The sequence below is a fragment of the Comamonas fluminis genome, assembly GCF_019186805.1.
Lineage (GTDB): Bacteria > Pseudomonadota > Gammaproteobacteria > Burkholderiales > Burkholderiaceae_C > Comamonas > Comamonas fluminis.
In genome coordinates this window covers 2,200,637-2,218,875 of the sequence record NZ_CP066783.1, presented here as the reverse complement: position 1 = coordinate 2,218,875, position 18,239 = coordinate 2,200,637, and the positions used below count along the sequence as shown (strand labels likewise).

Here is an 18,239-nt window from a genome sequence, read left to right as displayed (position 1 = left end):
ATGCTCTGGTTCTATTGTCCCAGTTGATCGCGGCGACGCTCCACATCCTGCGCAAATCGCGCAACAAACATGAGGGCTCTCACCTGCTGCACAGCGGCCGCGGCATCGCCTGCTTCATCCAGCAGACGCGCACATTCAGCCAGCATGCGCTTTTTGGCAGCCATCACCTCATCGTCAAGCGCGTCCAGTTCACCCTCGCTGCGGGCGTCTTCCAGAGACTCACGCCACTCCATCTGCTGCATCAAAAATGCAGTCGGCATAGCAGTGTTGTCCTCGGCACGGACTGGCGCGCCATTGAGTTCACACAGATACGCTGCGCGCTTGAGCGGGTCTTTAAGGCGCTGATAGGCCTCATTGATGCGCACCGACCATTGCATGGCCACACGCTGCGCAGCCGCGCCCTGCGCCGCAAAGCGATCAGGATGCGCCTCGCGCTGAAGCTCTTTCCAGCGTGCATCGATCTGGCTGCGCTCCTGCGCAAACTTGCGCGGCAGGCCAAACAATTCAAAGTCGTCAGATTGCAGATTCATGGCATTAAAAAACCGCCTGCAGCATGGCTGAGGCGGTTACTGTTATCACTACTCAAATGAGCGCTGGACTGTGCCAGAGATGCCGAGCAAGAGCCGCCTCGCAGCGATGGCATCGTCCCCCTCAGGGGGAAGCCGCAAAGCGGCTCAGGGGGAGCTTCAAATCCGAAAACTCTCACCACATCCACAACGATCACGCTCGTTAGGGTTGTGGAACTTGAAACCTTCGTTGAGGCCTTCACGGACAAAGTCCAGCTCTGTACCGTCGATATAAGCCAGGCTCTTGGGATCAATCAGCACCTTGACGCCGTGGCTTTCAAACACGATGTCTTCGGGTTCTGCGTCATCCACGTACTCCAGCTTGTAAGCCAGACCGGAGCAGCCGGTGGTCTTGACGCCCAGACGGACGCCAATCCCCTTGCCACGACGCGAGAGATAGCGATTCACATGCCGGGCTGCCGCCTCGGTCATAGAGATGGCCATGCTCAGGCTTCCGTCGTGGTGCGCTTGGCGCGGTAGTCGTTCACAGCGGCCTTGATGGCGTCTTCAGCCAGGATGGAGCAGTGAACCTTGACGGGAGGCAGAGCCAGCTCTTCAGCGATCTGGCTGTTCTTCAGTGCTGCTGCTTCATCCAGCGTCTTGCCCTTGACCCATTCGGTCACCAGCGAAGACGAGGCGATGGCAGAGCCACAGCCATAAGTCTTGAAACGTGCATCTTCAATCACGCCAGTAGCGGGGTTGACCTTGATCTGCAGCTTCATCACGTCGCCGCAGGCAGGCGCGCCCACCATGCCCGTGCCCACGGAGTCATCGCTCTTGTCGAACGAGCCCACGTTGCGGGGGTTTTCATAGTGGTCAACAACTTTTTCAGAATAAGCCATGGTGTCTACCTCTTGAACTCTTTGTAATCTGTGCTTAGTGTGCAGCCCATTGAATGGAACTGATGTCAATGCCGTCTTTGTACATTTCCCACAGAGGGCTCAGTTCACGCAGCTTGAGCACGTTCTCGCGAATCGTCTTGATCGCGTAGTCAATTTCTTCTTCGGTGGTGAAGCGGCCAAACGTCATGCGCAGCGAGCTGTGTGCCAGCTCATCGCTGCGGCCCAGAGCGCGCAGCACATAGCTGGGCTCCAGGCTGGCGGATGTGCAGGCAGAGCCCGAGGACACAGCCAAGCCCTTGATACCCATGATCAGCGACTCGCCTTCGACGAAGTTGAAGCTCATGTTCAGGTAATGGGGCACGCCGTGCTCCATGTCACCGTTCACGAACACCTGTTCCAGATCCTTCAGACCATCGAGCAGACGCTGACGCAGAACACGTGCGTGCTCCAGATCCTTGGCCATTTCTTCATGGGCAATGCGGAAAGCCTCGCCCATGCCCACGATCTGGTGAGTTGCCAGCGTGCCCGAACGCATGCCGCGCTCGTGACCACCACCGTGCATCTGGGCTTCCAGACGCACGCGGGGCTTGCGGCGCACATACAGAGCACCGATGCCCTTGGGGCCATAAGTCTTGTGCGAAGCCAGACTCATCAGGTCGATGGGCATGGTTTGCATATCCAGCTCGATCTTGCCGGTGGCCTGCGCTGCATCCACGTGGAAGATGATGCCCTTTTCACGGCAGATGGCGCCGATGGTGTTCAGGTCCTGAACCACACCGATTTCGTTGTTCACCGCCATGACGCTGGCCAAAATGGTGTCGGGGCGAATCGCAGCCTTGAACACTTCAATGTCCAGCAGACCGTTTTCATTGACATCCAGATAGCTGACTTCAAAGCCTTGGCGCTCCAGCTCACGCATGGTGTCCAGCACAGCCTTGTGCTCAGTCTTCACGGTGATCAGGTGCTTGCCCTTGCCCTGGTAGAAGTGCGCTGCGCCCTTGATAGCCAGGTTGTCAGACTCGGTGGCACCGCTGGTCCAGACGATTTCGCGGGGGTCAGCACCGATCAGATCGGCCACTTGCTTGCGGGCTTTTTCGACAGCTTCTTCAGCTTCCCAGCCCCAGGCATGGCTGCGCGATGCAGCGTTGCCGAAATGTTCACGCAGCCAGGGAATCATGGCGTCCGCCACGCGGGGATCCACAGGAGTGGTTGCGCCGTAGTCGAGATAAATGGGAAAGTGCGGGGTCATGTCCATGACTGGCTCGTCTTGTTTTTGGCTGACAAATCGTGAGGAAATCGATGCGCCTGTCAGGCGCCATCCGGGCGAAGAAACATGCCGCACAGCCATGCATGCTCCCAGCCCTGAATCGGTATCGGGTGTATCCGGCCAGAGGCCGATCCAAATGCTGCTTCAGACAGAAGCAGCACCCAAATCAGGACTTGGCGAAGGCGTTGCCCAGCGCAAACACCGAGTTAGGTGCATTGACGCGAATAGGCTTGACCACAGGGGCTGTGGAGATGGCACGACGCACCACGGGCTTATCCTCAATCTGGATGCCCTTGGCCAGCTGTTCGTCCACCAGCTTTTGCAGGGTCACAGAGTCCAGAAACTCCACCATGCGCTGGTTCAGTGCGGCCCACAGTTCGTGGGTCATGCAGCGACCTGCTTCGCCCAGACAGTTTTCCTTGCCGCCGCATTGCGTGGCATCAATAGGCTCATCCACGGACACGATGATGTCGGCCACGGTGATGTCCGTCGCCTTGCGTGCCAGGGTGTAGCCGCCGCCAGGACCACGGGTGGATTCCACCAGTTCGTGGCGACGCAGCTTGCCAAACAGCTGTTCCAGATAGGACAGCGAAATCTGTTGACGCTGGCTGATAGCAGCCAGAGTCACAGGGCCATTGTTCTGGCGCAGTGCCAGGTCGATCATCGCGGTGACCGCAAAGCGGCCTTTGGTCGTAAGACGCATACGAGCTCCTTCAGTCAGGATTGTTCGTTACAGAAACACTCGTCTGGTCTTCATCCCTGACGAGCACAGTCTCCGCCCTTACTCCGTCCTGTGATTAGGTTCAGAGCCCTTCTGTGAGGGAAGTTTGTTGTTGAGTGTTTGAACCGAGTATATCACATTCCCCATTAAATTTGTCGGGTAACAGCGTGTGCGCTCGTAATAACCCCGACAAAACCGGTGAATCTTTCCTACGCGCCGCCTCCAAACAACTGTTGTTTGAGCAGTGACAGTTGGTCGCGCACGCGGGCGGCCTGCTCGAACTCCAGATTCTTGGCGTGCTCCAGCATTTGCTTTTCCAGACGCTTGATCTCTTTGGCAATGTCTTTTTCGGACATGTCTTCGACACGCGCCTGCTGAAGCGCCTGCGCCTGCAGACGATCCGCTTCCTTACCGCTTTTTTCGCTGTAAACGCCATCAATCAGGTCTTTCACCCTCTTGACAATCTGTTTTGGAACAATGCCATTCGCTTCGTTATGCGCAATTTGCTTGGAACGACGACGCTCTGTTTCACCAATGGCCTTTTTCATGGAGTCTGTCATGCGGTCCGCATACAGAATCGCCTTGCCGTGCACATTACGCGCCGCACGGCCTATGGTCTGAATCAGGCTGCGTTCGGCGCGCAAAAAGCCTTCCTTGTCGGCATCCAGAATCGCCACCAGTGACACTTCGGGAATATCCAGCCCCTCGCGCAGCAGGTTGATGCCCACCAGCACATCGAAAGCACCCAGGCGCAGGTCGCGGATGATTTCCACGCGCTCTACGGTGTCCACATCAGAGTGCAGATAGCGCACCTTCACGCCGTTGTCGGTCAGGTATTCGGTCAGCTGCTCAGCCATGCGCTTGGTCAGCGTGGTAATGAGCACGCGCTCTTCCAGATCGACGCGCAAACGAATTTCCTGCAGCACATCGTCCACCTGGTGGATGGCAGGCCGCACTTCGATCTCTGGGTCCACCAGACCTGTGGGGCGCACCACCTGCTCCACCACCTGTCCGGCATGTGTCTTTTCATATTCAGCAGGCGTGGCCGAGACAAAGACCACCTGGCGCATGCGCTGCTCGAATTCTTCAAATTTGAGCGGGCGGTTATCCAGTGCCGACGGCAGGCGAAAGCCATATTCCACCAGCGTGGTCTTGCGCGCCCGGTCGCCGTTGTACATGGCGTTGAGCTGGCCGATCATCTGGTGGCTCTCATCCAGAAACATGATGGCGTCGCGCGGCAGATAGTCGGTCAGTGTGCTGGGTGGGTCGCCCGGTTTGGAGGCCGACAGGTGCCGCGTGTAGTTCTCAATACCCTTGCAGTGCCCCACCTCGCTGAGCATTTCCAGGTCAAACCGCGTGCGCTGCTCCAGCCGCTGGGCCTCCACCAATTTGCCCATGCCCACCAGTTGCTTGAGGCGCTCGGCCAGCTCCTCCTTGATGGTTTCCACGGCTGCCAGCACCTTGTCACGCGGGGTGACGTAATGACTGCGGGGGTAGATAGTGAAGCGCGGGATGCTTTGCTTGACACGGCCCGTGAGCGGGTCGAACAACTGCAGGCTCTCAACCTCGTCGTCAAACAGCTCGATGCGCACGGCCAGCTCTGAGTGTTCGGCCGGGAAAACGTCAATCGTGTCGCCACGCACGCGAAAGGTACCGCGCGAGAAATCCTGGTCGTTGCGCTGGTACTGCATGCGAATCAGCTGCGCAATCGCATCGCGCTGGTTCAGCGTATCGCCTGCGCGCAGCGTCATCACCATGCGGTGATAGCTTTCGGGCTCGCCAATGCCGTAGATGGCCGAGACCGTAGCCACAATCACCACATCGCGCCGCTCCATGATGCTTTTGGTGCAGGACAGGCGCATCTGCTCGATGTGCTCATTGATGGCGCTGTCCTTTTCAATGAACAGATCGCGCTGAGGCACATAGGCTTCGGGCTGGTAGTAGTCGTAATAGCTGACGAAGTATTCAACCGCGTTATTGGGAAAGAACTCGCGAAACTCTGAATACAGCTGCGCAGCCAGTGTTTTATTGGGCGCGAAAACAATGGCCGGCTTGCCCAGGCGCGCAATCACATTGGCCATGGTGAAGGTCTTGCCAGAGCCCGTCACACCCAGCAGGGTCTGAAAGGACTCACCGTCGTTGACGCCCTCCACCAGCTTCTCGATGGCCACAGGCTGATCCCCCGCCGGTGGGTAGGGCTGAAACAGCTCAAACGGCGAGTCTGGATATTGCACAAAACGGCCTTGCGGCTCAGCAGTCATATTTTGTTCTTGCATGATGTCATGTCCATGACGCATAGGGTTAGCGCGGAGTAGAATGGCAACCCAACCCTCAAGCCTAACCTAGGCTGATGCGTTTTTTCGAGCACTGGCCCATGCCCTGCCCGTCAACACGCTCCCGGAAACAGTAGCTGGGGGTGACCTGACTTATTTCTATCCCTCAAGGATTTTTTCATGTCTCTGTTTACCGCCGTCGAAATGGCCCCCCGCGACCCCATCCTGGGTCTGAACGAGCAATTCAATGCCGACACCAACCCCAACAAAGTGAATCTGGGCGTGGGCGTGTACTTCGATGACAACGGCAAGCTGCCTCTGCTGCAGTGCGTGCAGGCCGCTGAAAAAGCCATGATGGACAAGCCCACAGCCCGTGGCTACCTGCCTATCGACGGTATCGCTGCCTACGACAACGGCGTCAAGGCTCTGGTGTTCGGCGCTGAGTCCGACGTGGTCAAGTCTGGCCGCGTGTCCACCGTGCAAGCCATTGGCGGCACCGGCGGCCTGAAGATTGGCGCTGACTTCTTGAAGAAGCTCAACCCCAACGCCAAGGTTCTGATCTCCAACCCCAGCTGGGAAAACCACAAGGCCATCTTCACCAACGCTGGTTTTGAAGTCGGCACCTACGCTTACTACGATGCAGCCACCCGCTCCATCGACTTCGCCGGCATGCTGGCCGACCTGAACGCTGCCGCTGCAGGCACCGTGGTTGTGCTGCACGCCTGCTGCCACAACCCCACCGGCTATGACATCACCGCTGCCCAGTGGGATGAAGTGATTGCTGTCGTCAAGGCCAAGGGCCTGGTGGCCTTCCTGGACATGGCCTACCAGGGCTTTGGCCACGGCATTGCCGAAGACGGCGCTGTGATTGGCAAGTTCGTGGCTGCTGGCCTGAACATCTTTGTGTCCACTTCGTTCTCCAAGAGCTTCAGCCTGTACGGCGAGCGCGTGGGTGCCCTGTCCGTGGTGGCCTCCGACAAGGACGAAGCCGCTCGCGTGCTGTCGCAGCTGAAGATCGTCATTCGCACCAACTACTCCAACCCTCCTACACACGGTGGTGCCGTGGTGGCCGCTGTTCTGAACAACGCAGAACTGCACGCCCTGTGGGAAAAGGAACTGGGTGAGATGCGCGTGCGTATCAAGGCCATGCGCCAAAAGCTGGTGGACGGCCTGAAGGCTGCTGGTGTGCAGCAAGACATGAGCTTCATCACCACCCAGATCGGCATGTTCTCGTACTCCGGCCTGTCCAAGGACCAGATGATTCGCCTGCGCTCCGAATTTGGCGTGTACGGTACAGACACCGGCCGTATGTGCGTGGCTGCTCTCAACAGCAAGAACATCGACTATGTCTGCAAGGCCATCGCCGCTGTGATCTAAAGTCAGGGTTCAGGGCTTCGGCCCTGAATGCCAAAAGAGCAACGGACTTTTCATCCGTTGCTCTTTTTTTATGCGCATTCAATTTTTTGATAGCTGTTAGCGCTTGTTCAATAATGGTTTCAGAAAACTATCTAGCTGAAACCCATCAGAATCAAGCGCAAGCAGCTATCAATTTCAATCAAGCCTGCAAAAACCCCAGATGGCTGAGCGCATGGACAGGGCCGCGTACTGGTAGGCCGTGTTGAACACACGCGGCGCCTCGCCATCCTGCACTGCGCCTGCGGCATAAAGCAGGGGCAAATAGTGGTCATGCGTGGGATGCGCCATTCGCGCCTGCGGGCCCCACTCCAGAAAAGTGCTCAGGTCTGCCAGATTGCCGCTGTCAAAACGTTGCTGCACTTCGGAGTCAAACTGAATCGTCCAGTCGTAGGCCTGATTGTCTGCCGCACCACGCTGCATGGCGCGCAGGTTGTGCACGATGTTGCCGCTACCCACAATCAGCACGCCGCGATCACGCAAGGCGCGCAGCTGGCGCCCCATCTCGAAGTGCTTCTCAGGTGCCATGCCATAGGGCATGCTCAGCTGCATGACGGGAATCTGCGCCTCGGGAAACATGGGCAGCAGCACCGACCAGGTGCCGTGGTCAAAACCCCATTTCTGATCCACCAGCAAGGGCGAGGCATCAAAAGGCGAATGCAGCTCTGCCGCCAGCTGTTTGGCCACCTCGGGCGCACCGGGCGCCGGGTATTGCTGATCGAAAAGCTCTTGCGGGAAGCCGCCAAAGTCATGAATCGTGCGCGGCTGCGCCATGCCAGTCAGCGCCCAGTCGGATTCGGTCAGCCAGTGGGCCGAGATACACAGAATCAGCTGCGGCGCAATGCCCTTGGCCGTCAGCTCCTGACCCAGCGCCTTCCAGCTCTGGCGCCAGTGCGTGTCCTCGATCACATTCATGGGACTACCGTGGCCAATGAACATCACCGGCATGCGGGGCGAGGGTTTGAGTTGCTGCAGCAGATGCTCTGGCAACAGGGAAGAGGAAGCAGAGGTCATGGAATAAGCCATCCAGCCCCCGGCGGCCGCCAGACCAGCGCCAGCCAGGGATAAAAGCGTTCGTCGACGCATGACGATTGTGGTATCGCCCGGCGAACGGATTCACGTTCTGCACAGGCGCTTTTTGAAGATGGAGCAAGCTTGCCACATCGCAAGAGCCCTTGCTGTGCTTGTCAGCGCAACAGACTGTCCTGAAAGTGCCAGTGTTTGCCGGGCTCATCCGCTACAAAGAAACACAAAGCCCTTCAAGGAGACACAGACGCATGACCGACCACACCGCCATTGAGCCCCTGCAGGGCGTTCGCATTCTGAGTCTGGCGCTCAACCTGCCCGGCCCCGCAGCCCTGTGGCGCTGCGTCAATATGGGCGCCCAGTGTGCCAAGCTGGAGCCTTTGGCCCCGGGCGGCGGTGGTGCCGACCCCATGGGCCTGTACTGCCCCGGCGCATATGCGCAAATGCACGAGGGCGTGCACCTCATGCAGGCGGACCTCAAGACCGAAGCCGGTCAGACCCTGCTGCACGAACAGTTGGCCCAAACCGATGTGCTGCTGACTTCGTTTCGCCCCTCGGCCCTGACCAAGCTGGGTCTGGGCTGGGATGCCCTGCAGCAGCGCTATCCGCGCCTGAGTCTGGTGCGCGTGGTAGGCAGCGAAGGGGCGCTGGCCGATGTGCCCGGCCATGACCTCACCTATCAGGCCGAAGCAGGCCTTGTGCAAAGCACAGCCCTGCCGCCCAGCCTGTTTGCCGATATGGCGGGTGCGCTGATGACTAGCGAAGCCGTTTTGCAAGCCGTTCTGCTCAGCAGCCGCAGCGGGCGCGGAGTTCTGCGCGAAATCGGGCTGGCCCAGGCCGCACAGTGGCTTTCTCTGCCCTGGCACTGGGGCCTGACCCAGCCCACAGGCGATGTGGGCGGCGCGCATGCGGGCTATCGCATCTACCCCTGCGCGGACGGCATTGTGGCCGTGGCTGCACTGGAGCCGCATTTTGCAAAACGGCTGTGTGAGGCAGCAGGCGTGCCCATGACGGCACCAGCAGATATGCGCAAGCCCGAAACACATGCGGCGATTGAACAATTTCTCTCTAAATCAACAAAAGCCGAGCTGACTCGGCTTTCTTCAGAGAAAGATATTCCGCTGCTCGTTATTTCTTGATTATTTGGAATAACTGCTCAGAGCATTCCAAATATCGATGCGTGGTTGACGGCCTGCGCCCTCGATCTGACCTGCAGCTTGCGGTAAATATTTTTCACGTGCGTATTTACCGTCAGCCCACTGATTTCAAGGCGCTTGCCAATTTCGGCACTGGTATAGCCCGCAGCAACCATGCGCAAAATATCTTTTTCCCGGTCCGACAGGCGCTCAGAGAGCTTGGGTCGCTCCCCCAAATGCCCCCGCAGCGAAGATATTCGCGCATCGAAATTCCGAATCAGTCTTTTGGCCACATGCGGCGCAATGGCCGCCCCACCATTGGCAACCTGCAAAATCGCTTGCGCCGCGTTGCCAAACCAGGAGTGCTTAACGAGATAGCCCGCCGCCCCCATTTCCAGGGCTTTGATCACATTCTCGTCTTCATCCATTGCCGTAATCACAATGCTCTGGCTGGTCGGCCTGTGCAGCTGCAAATAGCTCAAAAGCTGAAACCCTGAGCCATCGGCCAGATTCACATCCAGCAGCAGCACATCAAACTCCAGGCTGCGGCACAGCCGCTTGCCGTCTTTCAGGCCCTGGGCTTTACCCACCACCTGAATTCGCTCGTCCTGCGACAGATCCTGCTGCAGCACATTTAAAAAATGAAGATCCGCATCCACCATCGCGACACGCACCGGGCTGCCACGCTGTCCGACCAAGAAGGAAGGCCAGATGGTGGGAGGGCTGTGAAAGACATCAAAAATGCCGCCTTTTGCCCCTTCCGGTTCAACACTTTTACTTGCATCTGCAACAGACTTTGCTCCCAATTTAAAGAAGTTCATAGTCCGCGCTCCTGAAAAATCAAATGTAAACAATACTTATCCACGGCTGAACAGTAAGAGATCAGGCGCAGAAATGAATATCAAATTACAAATCTTGCTTAGGTTACAAATACTCACTACCTCCTATAAAAATTCCTTATGTTTCAGTTTTAAACATGCTGTCAAAGGCAATCTGCAAAAAGCCGGGGGTTAGTGCGTGCTGAAGGAAAGGTAGTAACTGGAGGTGATTTCGGAGATGGAACTTCGCTAAGAAACTGGAATTGAGCGAAACCCAAGAGGCCGACATATCAGGGAGGCAAGCAAGGAGACGCTCTGTCTTTAGCCATAGTGGCCAAAGGTAATTTCAACTTCGGCGGGGAGATTCATCATGAAATCGATTGCATTTTTTGCTCTGTCTTTGGTAGCAACAGCGGCTATGGCGGCCAGCCCCTCGGGCGTGGGCAGCATCAGCATCACCGGCAACTCCAACCAGACGGCCTCCGTCAACGGCGGCAGCCTGACCAACACGGCCCAGACCCGGGCCTATGCCAATCAGAACGTTGCGTCCAACAAGGGCAGCATCACGATTCGTGGCAACTCCACGCAAGGATCCATTCTGGAGCAGGCCAAGGTTTCCAACGAAGCCAAATCCGCCGGTGACGCCGCCGTACAGAACCTGGCCTCCAACGTCGGCAATGTCGGCGTGGATGCCAGCGCCAACATCATCGGGACATCCAAGCAGACAGCCAACATTGTTCAGGCTAGCCTGAAGAACCTGGCCGACAGTTCTGGCAGCGGCTGTACCGGCCCGGATTGCGCCGATGCAGCTCTGGCCTATCAGAACGGCGCCAGCAATATGGGTGATGTGACCATTTCTGGCCACAGCGAGCAGACTCTGGGTATCTCGGGCAGCACCACCTCGGTGTCCAACGCAGCCCAGGGCACTCGTGCTGTCGCCGTGCAGAACATGTCCTCCAACTACGGCAAGGTGACGGTCGCGGGTAACTCCACCCAGATCACCAGCATTGCCGGTGGCGCTACCGTGGCCAACCTGGCCAAGGGCACTCTGGCCCACGCCTACCAGAACCTGGCCTCCAACGACTCCTGCGATCCACCACCCGTGGTCTGCGTAGGTCCTGCCTGCGGTCCTTACGCTTCGCGCTAAGCCCGCCTGCCCAGCCAGCCCCGAAAGGGGCTGGTTCGCAGCACGGGGGCATGTTTCCCGGTGCCGCTCACCCATCAATACGCGTCAGGAGGACTGTCATGACTTGCCTAACTCGCAGCTTCTGGGTCTTTGCAGTGCTGGCAACGATCGCCGCGCTACCGGCCCAGGCGGCTCCAGGCGAAGATCCTGTTGTCATCAACGGCCGCGTGAGCTATCTGCAGCTGCCCACCGCAGCGGCCACTCGCTCGACCAGCATCCAGTACCAGCAGCAAATGCCGGATGACGCAGCAGCCAAAGTCAGCCGCTACACCGCAAAAGCCTACAGCGCCAATCTCGGCCAGATCAAGACCGAAAAAGACGTGGTGCAGACCGTGCAGACCAAAGGCACGCAAACGACTTGCTATCAATCCATCGGCAGCACATCGGGCCCCACCACTGCAGGCAATAACGAACAAGTCGTGGTTCTGCGCGGTGACGTCATCAATATCTGCAACTGAAGTCTGCGCTGCAGAGGGCAGCAGTGGCTGCATCGAGTGATCCGCCACCAGAACAACACGCGCATTCGCCGGTAAGACAGGGAGAGGTCATCATGAAGCAAGCCATATTGGAGCTGCAGGCGCTCAAGAATGGAGTGCGCGCGCATTGCGGCCGCCTGTTCAGCGCATGGGCCGTGATCGGTGTCACGGCTTCGTTGCTGAGCACCGGCTGCGGACAGCTTGATGCGCGCAAGCACATCGAAGCCCACGAAGCCGCCTATGCCATGAACCGGCCTGTGGTGCGCCCTGTGCGCTCCATCTCCAGCTTTTCCGAATCACTGAGCTGCATGGACTACATGCTGCGTGCGGCAGAGCTTCCAACCACCCTCATCAGCAGCAAGCAATTTCCCGACTTCTCAGGCAAGGTTCCTGTGGCCGTCAAAGACATGGTGGTGACCTCCCTGTCCCAGATGTCCCACCTGAGCAATGCCTTTCGCTATGTGGACTACGAAGTCGACATCGCCCGTCAGGACACCGTGCAGAACCTGACCACCATTTTGCTCAACAACAATCAGATGCAGCTGCAGCGCCCTGCCCTCTATGTCTCGGGTGCCATTGCATTTGTCGATCAGAACGTATCCAACGTGCGCAATACCGCCGGTGTCTCTGGTGATCGCCTGGACGCGGGCTACAGCAAAAGCAGCTCCGCCACCGTGGTCGCACTGGAAGCCCACCTGGGCGACTTCCGCACGCGCACCATCATTCCCGGACTGGATTCGGCCAACGAAGTCGTCATTGGCGGCGCAGGCGATGGCCTGGACCTGGCGGGACGCATCGGCACCTACGGCGTGCGCTTCAATGTGGGACGCGACTACGCCATGGGAACTGGCGGCGCATTGCGCACCCTGGTGGACCTGGCCATGATTGAACTGGTGGGCAAATGGGCACGCGTGCCCTACTGGCAATGCCTGATGCTGGACCAGACCAACCCCAGCTTCCAACGCCAGATGCGCGACTGGTTCAACGCCAGCGGCCCTGCAGGACAGTTGCAGCTGATTCGCTCCTCACTCATCAGCCGCGGCTATCTGAGTGCCGATCAAGGCCATCTGAGCGCCACCGACCCTGCGCTGCGCAACGCCATTGCACGCTTTCAGGCGGATAAGGGCGTCGTCGTCAGCGGCGTGGTGAATTTTTCAACCTACGAAGCCGCTTTGCGCAACTTTGTGGGCCTTGGTGAAGATGGCAATCTGACGCGTATTGGCTGGAACAAGGAAGAGCTTGCGCCCCAAACCATGACCGCGAGCCTGAACCAGGGCGCACCGCCCGGCTGGTATATCAATCTGCAGCTGGAAAACCCACAGCCCGCAGGCACCCGCCCTGCTTTCAGCGAAGGGGAACAGGTCTTTCTTTCGGCCACGGTTTCCAGAACATCGCATCTCTATTGCTACTACGCGGATAGCGCGGGTGCCGTGACCCGGCTGCTGCCCAATGCGCTGCAAACAAACACGCTGGTCACGGCAGATCAGGCCATACGCATACCCGACTGGATGAATGCCAACCCTGGCTTCATTCTGGATGCAGGCAAGCCGGGTACCGAGGGCGTTCTCTGCATTGCCACCGCCGAAAACGTCATGCCCAGACTTGGCGCAGATATGCAAGGCCCTGCTTTGACCGTCATGAAGGACATCCATGGCATTCAAGGCGTGCAGCAGCGCTTCCAGCAAGCACTGGGCACTGAGGCGCACACCAGCCAAGCCATCCAGTGGAGTGTGACGGCACGCAAGGAGCAAACCGCCGCAACTGGCGAAGCGGGGGGCAAATAAGATGCCCAGGCCACAGCGCAGGCATGCACGTTCAACAGGGTCCGTCATGCTGCTGGCGCTGGTGGCCGCCTGCTGCTCTCTGGCACTTGCCGATACCCAGTCCACTCAAACAGCGCCGATGGAGATATCGCAACCCAGCCTAGCCCCTATCGAGAGCAATCCTGTCAACAGCGCGGCCATCCCTCAGCTCACCCCCACTGTGCCGCGCATAGAAGTCGCGCCTGCACAGCGCAGCAAGGCAGCAGGCTCGCCATCTTCAATGCCGCTGCAGCCAACCCCTGACATCAAATCCATTCAGGACGAGCTTCAGCGCCTGCAGCGCACAGCCACCCCAAGCAGTGGCTATGGCAGCACTGCAGCTGCTGCACAGGCCGCCTGGCAGCTGGGGCTGATCTACCTGCATGGTGCGGGTGTGCGCATAGACAGGCCGCTGGCACAACAATGGTTTGAACGCGCAGCCAGTCAGGGTCGTGAACCCTGGGCCTTTGCGGGACTAGCCTGGTGCGCAATTGATGGCTGCACCGGCCCACCCAACCCAGCAGCGGCCACCCAGGCCATCAACCGTTTGCGGAGCGAGCATGCGGCAAGGGCCGACTATCTCGCCTGGCTACAGGCCACCAGACTCAAGCCCCTGCAAATTACCGTGCCCGGGCAATCGAGTCCAGCCGACACTGCGGAGCGCCAACTTCTGAACAGAGCTGCTGATCGTGGTGATGTGCAAGCCAATATTGAACTGGGCATCATGGCCTTCGCCCGCCAGCAAAACGCTCAGGCAGAGGGATTTTTCAGCCGCGTAGCCTCGCGCTCGTCCATTGCGGCAGACAATCTGCAGCGCCTGCGCACCATCAAAGCACCTGCAACCAGCGCAACCCGGGGATCGTCCACTGACGACTCTGCCGAGTCCGCGCTGAATATGGCGCGCATGTACCACCGCGGTGAGGGGGTGCCTGCCAATTACGCCGAAGCACTGCGCTTTTACCGGCTGGCCGAGCAGCGCGGCAGCGCAGAGGCCCACCGCATGATTGAGCTGATTTTCTCAAGTCCCAGAGGGGTGCTGGACCCCGTCTGGATGCAGCAGCTTGCGAAAGCAGATTTGACGCGCCCCGCCTCCATGATTGCGGCAGGCATTACCTCCCAGCAGTTGCAGCGAGAGGTCAGCCCTTTGTCTGACCTGCTCGCTGCGCGCTGGAAGGCGCGACTGCAAAAAGTCACGCCATAAGGGCGTGAGCGCCTCAGGCTCGGCCAGATTCAAAGCTGAATTTCTCGGTATCCACCTCGCCCTGGCCTTGCAGCGCATAGCGGTCACCCGCAATGGATTCTGGCCTGAAGATATCATCGAGTTCCGCCAGCAGCTCGGCGCTGAGCTTGACACTGCCGCCGCGAATGTCTTCGTGCAGGTGGTCCACGCTGGTCGTTCCGGGCAAGGCAATCACATGCTCGCCCTGGTGCAGCACCCAGGCGATGGCCAGCTCAGCCAGCGTGCAGTCGGCCTTTTCAGCCACGGCCTGCATGGGGGCCAGCAGGCGCAGGTTCTGCGCATAGGCGTCCGCCGCAAAACGCGGCATGGTGGCGCGGATATCGCCTTTGACCCAGCTGTCCACCTGCTTCAGCTTGCCGCTGAAAAAGGCGCGGCCCATGGGGCTGAAGGCAACATAGGCAATGCCCAGTTCCTTGCAGACCTGCAGCGTGCCCAGCTCGGCATTGCGCGACCACAGCGAATATTCGCTTTGTAGTGCAGCAATCGGGTGTTCCTTGTGAGCGCGGCGCAGCGCATCGACACCGACTTCCGACAGGCCCAGCGCGCGCACCTTGCCCTCTTCCTTCAGGCGCGCCATCTCGCCCACGGATTCTTCGATGGGTACGTTCTTGTCCCAGCGGTGCAGGTAGTAAAGGTCGATCACGTCCGTGCCCAGGCGCTTCAAGCTGTCTTCGCAGTTCTGACGCAGGGTTTTGGGGCGACCGTCAATGACGCGGCGCATCACACCATCGTCGCCGCGCACACCCGCCATGCCGCATTTGCTGGCCAGCGTGATGTGGTTGCGATGCGGCTTGAGCACGGGACCAATCAGCGATTCGCTGGCGCCAAAGCCATACAGAGCGGCGGTATCAAACAGCGTCACGCCCGCATCCAGCGCGGCATGCAACACAGCGTGAGATTGTTCGGTGGACACAGGACTGCCGTAAGCGTGGCAGAAATTCATGCAGCCCAGCGCAACATTGGCAACGCTGAAAGGGCCTAGTGGTCGGTTTTGCACGGGTATTCCTTGAAGAGAGAAGTTAAAGCATTTATAGCCGATAGCCCAATAACGTCATGCGCTTACAGCTATTGTTTTAGAAGCAATAAACAACAAAGGCCGGGGCAAGCCCCAGCCTTTTGTCTGCCTCAATAAATCACCAGGATTTATTCAGCGTTCAGTTGCTGCTCCAGGTCATGCAGAACCTTGTAGCAGTTGAACACTTGCTGCACGCTGGAGTTAGGCTCGCGGCCTTCGCGGATGGCGGCGAAGAATTCGCGGTCTTGCAGCTCGATGCCGTTCATGGACACATCGACCTTGGACACATCGATCTTTTCATCCTTGCCGGTAAACAGATCGTCGTAACGGGCCAGATAGGTGCCGGTGTCGCCGATGTAGCGGAAGAACGTGCCCAGAGGGCCATCGTTGTTGAACGACAGGCTCAAGGTGCAGATCGCGCCGTTGGCGGCCTTGAGCTGGATGCTCATGTCCATGGCAATGCCCAGTTCCTTGTGGATGGGACCCTGCACAGCGTTGGCCTTCACGATGGGGCTGCCAGCCTGGTAGGCGAACAGATCCACGGTGTGGGCAGCGTGGTGCCACAGCAGGTGGTCGGTCCAGCTGCGGGCCTGGCCCAGCGCGTTCATGTTGGTGCGGCGGAAGAAATAGGTCTGCACATCCATTTGCTGAATGTTGAACTCGCCCGCTTCAATCTTCTTGTGCACCCACTGGTGGCTGGGGTTGAAACGGCGGGTGTGGCCCACCATGGCCACCAGACCGGTCTGCTTTTGCAGCTCGGCCACTTCCTGCGCATCCTTCAAGGCATCTGCCAGAGGAATTTCCACCTGCACATGCTTGCCGGCCTTCAGGCACTGAATGCTTTGTGCGGCGTGCATTTGCGTGGGGGTGCACAGAATCACGGCATCGACTTCGGGCAGCGCCAGAGACTCGGCCAGATCGGTGCAGACATGCTTGATGCCGTACTTGTCGGCCACTTCCTTGGTCTGGTCAAAGCGGCGACCGACCAGGGAAACGACTTCCACGCCGTCGATGTTCTTGATGCCGTCCAGGTGCTTGATGCCAAAGGCACCAGCGCCAGCCAAAGCGACTTTGATGGTCTTGCTCATTATTGATTCTCCAAGATCAGATGGCCTACAGCGGTATTCGATGCAGGCACATGGTAGAAGCGGTGTGCCACTTTAGGCAGAGGCGCAGGGCCGTCCACGTCAGACATGGCGCCGCGGGCAATCAGCCACATGACCAGCTCAATGCCTTCAGAGCCGGCTTCGCGCACATAGTCGATATGCGGCATCTTGGCCAGGCCATGTGGGTTCTCGATCAGCAGATCCAGGAACTGGTTGTCCCATTCCTTGTTGATCAGGCCAGCGCGTGCACCCTGCAGCTGGTGGCTCATGCCACCTGTGCCCCAGATGTGGACGTTGATGTCCTCGTCGTAGCTCTCGATGGCCTTGCGAATGGCGCGACCCAGGTTGAAGCAGCGCTGACCCGAGGGCACAGGGTACTGCACCACGTTGACGGCAAAGGGAATCACCGGGCAAGGCCAGGAGCCGGTCTTGGGGTCCTGCTCGCCGCACATCAGCGACAGCGGCACGGTCAGGCCGTGGTCCACGTCCATCTTGTTGACGATGGTCAGGTCAAAGTCCTGCTGAATGACGGACTGGGCAATGTGCGATGCCAGGTCGGGGTGGCCCTGCACCTTGGGCACGGGGCGTGGGCCCCAGCCTTCGTCAGCGGGCTGATATTCGCCTGCGGTGCCGATGGCGAACGTGGGAATGCAGTCCAGACTGAAAGCCGTGGCGTGGTCGTTGTAGACCAGAAAGATCACATCGGGCTTGTTGTCCTTCATCCACTGGCGGGAGAAGTCGTAGCCCTGGAATACAGGTTGCCAGTAGGCTTCCTGGGTCTTGCCCATGTCCATGGCCGCGCCGATGGCGGGAACGTGCGAAGTGAAGACGGATGCGGTAATGCGAGCCATGACTTAGTTGCCTTCCTTATTCTGGTTACCTGCGGCGCCAGCTGCGCCCTGTGGCTGGCGGTGTGCCTGCGCATCGCCGTCTTCGCCCACATAGCGATTACCCTCGGCCGAGCGGCCACCGGCAACCATCATGGCGCGGTACTCGTCCTCGGTCATGCCGGTCATGGAGCCCGCCATTTGCTGAAAGCTCTTGCCGTCCGTCGAGCCGATCTTGGCCAGGAAGTAAATATTGCCGCCAGTGCGCATGCACCAGTTCAGATCGCGGGCCAGCACGGCCTGCTTCTGCTCTTCCGTCATTGCCCACTCGTCCAGATAGGCACGTTCGTCAGCGCGGAAACGGTCGCGGTTCTCGGCCTTCATCAGGCTCATGCAGAACTGGTTGAGCCAGTAGCCTTTGCGGGACTGCTCGGCATCAAAAATGATGGTGCCGGGCACATCCAGATAGGGTTTTTCCAAAGCCATAAGTTTCTCCTCAATTACGAAAACCAGAGCCTGCGCGAG

The 18,239-nt window shown here is 58.9% G+C and carries 18 protein-coding genes; 6 read left to right on the top strand and 12 right to left on the bottom strand.

Annotated elements, in window-relative coordinates; genetic code table 11:
• Positions 1-11 precede the first annotated feature (11 nt).
• The 6 genes from hscB to uvrB all read right to left on the bottom strand — a co-directional run bounded on the left by hscB (position 12) and on the right by uvrB (position 5,672).
• A complete protein-coding gene (gene hscB, locus JDW18_RS10580) occupies positions 12-530 on the bottom strand; it encodes a Fe-S protein assembly co-chaperone HscB (RefSeq protein ID WP_218243563.1) in 519 nt (172 codons plus the stop codon).
• A gap of 156 nt (positions 531-686) precedes the next feature.
• Positions 687-1,010, bottom strand: coding sequence for an iron-sulfur cluster assembly protein IscA (iscA, locus tag JDW18_RS10575; protein ID WP_218243562.1), 324 nt, complete (start codon positions 1,008-1,010; stop codon positions 687-689).
• A 2-nt stretch (positions 1,011-1,012) separates the two neighbouring features.
• Positions 1,013-1,408, bottom strand: coding sequence for a Fe-S cluster assembly scaffold IscU (gene iscU / locus JDW18_RS10570; protein WP_099736699.1), 396 nt, complete (start codon positions 1,406-1,408; stop codon positions 1,013-1,015).
• 34 nt (positions 1,409-1,442) lie between these two features.
• Positions 1,443-2,663, bottom strand: a complete 1,221-nt coding sequence (locus tag JDW18_RS10565; protein WP_218243561.1) for an IscS subfamily cysteine desulfurase — start codon at positions 2,661-2,663, stop codon at positions 1,443-1,445.
• 178 nt (positions 2,664-2,841) lie between these two features.
• Positions 2,842-3,378: a Fe-S cluster assembly transcriptional regulator IscR gene (iscR, locus tag JDW18_RS10560; RefSeq protein WP_003054211.1), complete on the bottom strand. Its 537-nt coding sequence runs from the start codon at positions 3,376-3,378 to the stop codon at positions 2,842-2,844.
• 227 nt (positions 3,379-3,605) lie between these two features.
• Positions 3,606-5,672, bottom strand: coding sequence for an excinuclease ABC subunit UvrB (gene uvrB / locus JDW18_RS10555; RefSeq protein ID WP_281421616.1), 2,067 nt, complete (start codon positions 5,670-5,672; stop codon positions 3,606-3,608).
• Positions 5,673-5,849: 177 nt separating this feature from the next.
• Here uvrB and JDW18_RS10550 point away from each other — a divergent pair, with 177 nt between their 5' ends.
• Positions 5,850-7,046 carry an amino acid aminotransferase gene (locus JDW18_RS10550; RefSeq protein WP_218243560.1) on the top strand — a complete coding sequence of 399 codons (1,197 nt, stop codon included), beginning with the start codon at positions 5,850-5,852 and terminating at the stop codon, positions 7,044-7,046.
• Positions 7,047-7,220: 174 nt separating this feature from the next.
• On the opposite strand, the gene ygiD is transcribed toward JDW18_RS10550, so the two are convergent.
• Positions 7,221-8,096, bottom strand: coding sequence for a 4,5-DOPA-extradiol-dioxygenase (gene ygiD / locus JDW18_RS10545; RefSeq protein ID WP_246610439.1), 876 nt, complete (start codon positions 8,094-8,096; stop codon positions 7,221-7,223).
• A gap of 263 nt (positions 8,097-8,359) precedes the next feature.
• Here ygiD and JDW18_RS10540 point away from each other — a divergent pair, with 263 nt between their 5' ends.
• A complete protein-coding gene (locus JDW18_RS10540; protein WP_218243558.1) occupies positions 8,360-9,247 on the top strand; it encodes a CoA transferase in 888 nt (295 codons plus the stop codon).
• A gap of 17 nt (positions 9,248-9,264) precedes the next feature.
• Here JDW18_RS10540 and JDW18_RS10535 read toward each other — a convergent pair whose 3' ends face one another.
• Complete coding sequence (locus JDW18_RS10535; RefSeq protein ID WP_218243557.1) at positions 9,265-10,065, bottom strand: LuxR C-terminal-related transcriptional regulator; 801 nt, start codon at positions 10,063-10,065, stop codon at positions 9,265-9,267.
• A 367-nt stretch (positions 10,066-10,432) separates the two neighbouring features.
• Between JDW18_RS10535 and JDW18_RS10530 the strand changes: the two genes are divergently transcribed.
• The 4 genes from JDW18_RS10530 (at position 10,433) to JDW18_RS10515 (ending at position 14,727) form a co-directional block, all read left to right on the top strand.
• Positions 10,433-11,209 (top strand): hypothetical protein, encoded by a 777-nt coding sequence (locus tag JDW18_RS10530; RefSeq protein ID WP_218243556.1) that lies wholly within the window; start codon positions 10,433-10,435, stop codon positions 11,207-11,209.
• A gap of 98 nt (positions 11,210-11,307) precedes the next feature.
• Positions 11,308-11,706, top strand: a complete 399-nt coding sequence (locus JDW18_RS10525; RefSeq protein ID WP_218243555.1) for a hypothetical protein — start codon at positions 11,308-11,310, stop codon at positions 11,704-11,706.
• A gap of 92 nt (positions 11,707-11,798) precedes the next feature.
• Positions 11,799-13,508 (top strand): DUF4384 domain-containing protein, encoded by a 1,710-nt coding sequence (locus JDW18_RS10520; RefSeq protein WP_218243554.1) that lies wholly within the window; start codon positions 11,799-11,801, stop codon positions 13,506-13,508.
• A gap of 46 nt (positions 13,509-13,554) precedes the next feature.
• A complete protein-coding gene (locus tag JDW18_RS10515; protein ID WP_218243553.1) occupies positions 13,555-14,727 on the top strand; it encodes a tetratricopeptide repeat protein in 1,173 nt (390 codons plus the stop codon).
• A 13-nt stretch (positions 14,728-14,740) separates the two neighbouring features.
• Here JDW18_RS10515 and JDW18_RS10510 read toward each other — a convergent pair whose 3' ends face one another.
• From JDW18_RS10510 to ligA, 4 genes are all read right to left on the bottom strand, one after another.
• On the bottom strand, positions 14,741-15,763 hold the full coding sequence (locus JDW18_RS10510; RefSeq protein ID WP_218243552.1) for an aldo/keto reductase: 1,023 nt from the start codon (positions 15,761-15,763) through the stop codon (positions 14,741-14,743).
• 146 nt (positions 15,764-15,909) lie between these two features.
• Positions 15,910-16,869 carry a Gfo/Idh/MocA family oxidoreductase gene (locus JDW18_RS10505; RefSeq protein ID WP_218243551.1) on the bottom strand — a complete coding sequence of 320 codons (960 nt, stop codon included), beginning with the start codon at positions 16,867-16,869 and terminating at the stop codon, positions 15,910-15,912.
• On the bottom strand, positions 16,869-17,738 hold the full coding sequence (locus tag JDW18_RS10500) for a class III extradiol dioxygenase subunit beta (protein ID WP_218243550.1): 870 nt from the start codon (positions 17,736-17,738) through the stop codon (positions 16,869-16,871). The genes JDW18_RS10505 and JDW18_RS10500 overlap by 1 nt, the downstream gene beginning before the upstream one ends.
• Positions 17,739-17,741: 3 nt before the next feature.
• Positions 17,742-18,200 (bottom strand): protocatechuate 4,5-dioxygenase subunit alpha, encoded by a 459-nt coding sequence (gene ligA, locus JDW18_RS10495; protein WP_218243549.1) that lies wholly within the window; start codon positions 18,198-18,200, stop codon positions 17,742-17,744.
• Positions 18,201-18,239 lie beyond the last annotated feature (39 nt).

Excerpts from the sequence above, each read along its gene's own strand:
- hscB (WP_218243563.1), bottom strand. The coding sequence starts at position 530 with ATGAATCTGCAATCTGACGACTTTGAATTGTTTGGCCTGCCGCGCAAG.
- iscA (WP_218243562.1), bottom strand. The coding sequence starts at position 1,010 with ATGGCCATCTCTATGACCGAGGCGGCAGCCCGGCATGTGAATCGCTAT.
- iscU (WP_099736699.1), bottom strand. The coding sequence starts at position 1,408 with ATGGCTTATTCTGAAAAAGTTGTTGACCACTATGAAAACCCCCGCAAC.
- JDW18_RS10565 (WP_218243561.1), bottom strand. The coding sequence starts at position 2,663 with ATGGACATGACCCCGCACTTTCCCATTTATCTCGACTACGGCGCAACC.
- iscR (WP_003054211.1), bottom strand. The coding sequence starts at position 3,378 with ATGCGTCTTACGACCAAAGGCCGCTTTGCGGTCACCGCGATGATCGAC.
- uvrB (WP_281421616.1), bottom strand. The coding sequence starts at position 5,672 with ATGCAAGAACAAAATATGACTGCTGAGCCGCAAGGCCGTTTTGTGCAA.
- JDW18_RS10550 (WP_218243560.1), top strand. The coding sequence starts at position 5,850 with ATGTCTCTGTTTACCGCCGTCGAAATGGCCCCCCGCGACCCCATCCTG.
- ygiD (WP_246610439.1), bottom strand. The coding sequence starts at position 8,096 with ATGACCTCTGCTTCCTCTTCCCTGTTGCCAGAGCATCTGCTGCAGCAA.
- JDW18_RS10540 (WP_218243558.1), top strand. The coding sequence starts at position 8,360 with ATGACCGACCACACCGCCATTGAGCCCCTGCAGGGCGTTCGCATTCTG.
- JDW18_RS10535 (WP_218243557.1), bottom strand. The coding sequence starts at position 10,065 with ATGAACTTCTTTAAATTGGGAGCAAAGTCTGTTGCAGATGCAAGTAAA.
- JDW18_RS10530 (WP_218243556.1), top strand. The coding sequence starts at position 10,433 with ATGAAATCGATTGCATTTTTTGCTCTGTCTTTGGTAGCAACAGCGGCT.
- JDW18_RS10525 (WP_218243555.1), top strand. The coding sequence starts at position 11,308 with ATGACTTGCCTAACTCGCAGCTTCTGGGTCTTTGCAGTGCTGGCAACG.
- JDW18_RS10520 (WP_218243554.1), top strand. The coding sequence starts at position 11,799 with ATGAAGCAAGCCATATTGGAGCTGCAGGCGCTCAAGAATGGAGTGCGC.
- JDW18_RS10515 (WP_218243553.1), top strand. The coding sequence starts at position 13,555 with ATGCTGCTGGCGCTGGTGGCCGCCTGCTGCTCTCTGGCACTTGCCGAT.
- JDW18_RS10505 (WP_218243551.1), bottom strand. The coding sequence starts at position 16,869 with ATGAGCAAGACCATCAAAGTCGCTTTGGCTGGCGCTGGTGCCTTTGGC.
- JDW18_RS10500 (WP_218243550.1), bottom strand. The coding sequence starts at position 17,738 with ATGGCTCGCATTACCGCATCCGTCTTCACTTCGCACGTTCCCGCCATC.
- ligA (WP_218243549.1), bottom strand. The coding sequence starts at position 18,200 with ATGGCTTTGGAAAAACCCTATCTGGATGTGCCCGGCACCATCATTTTT.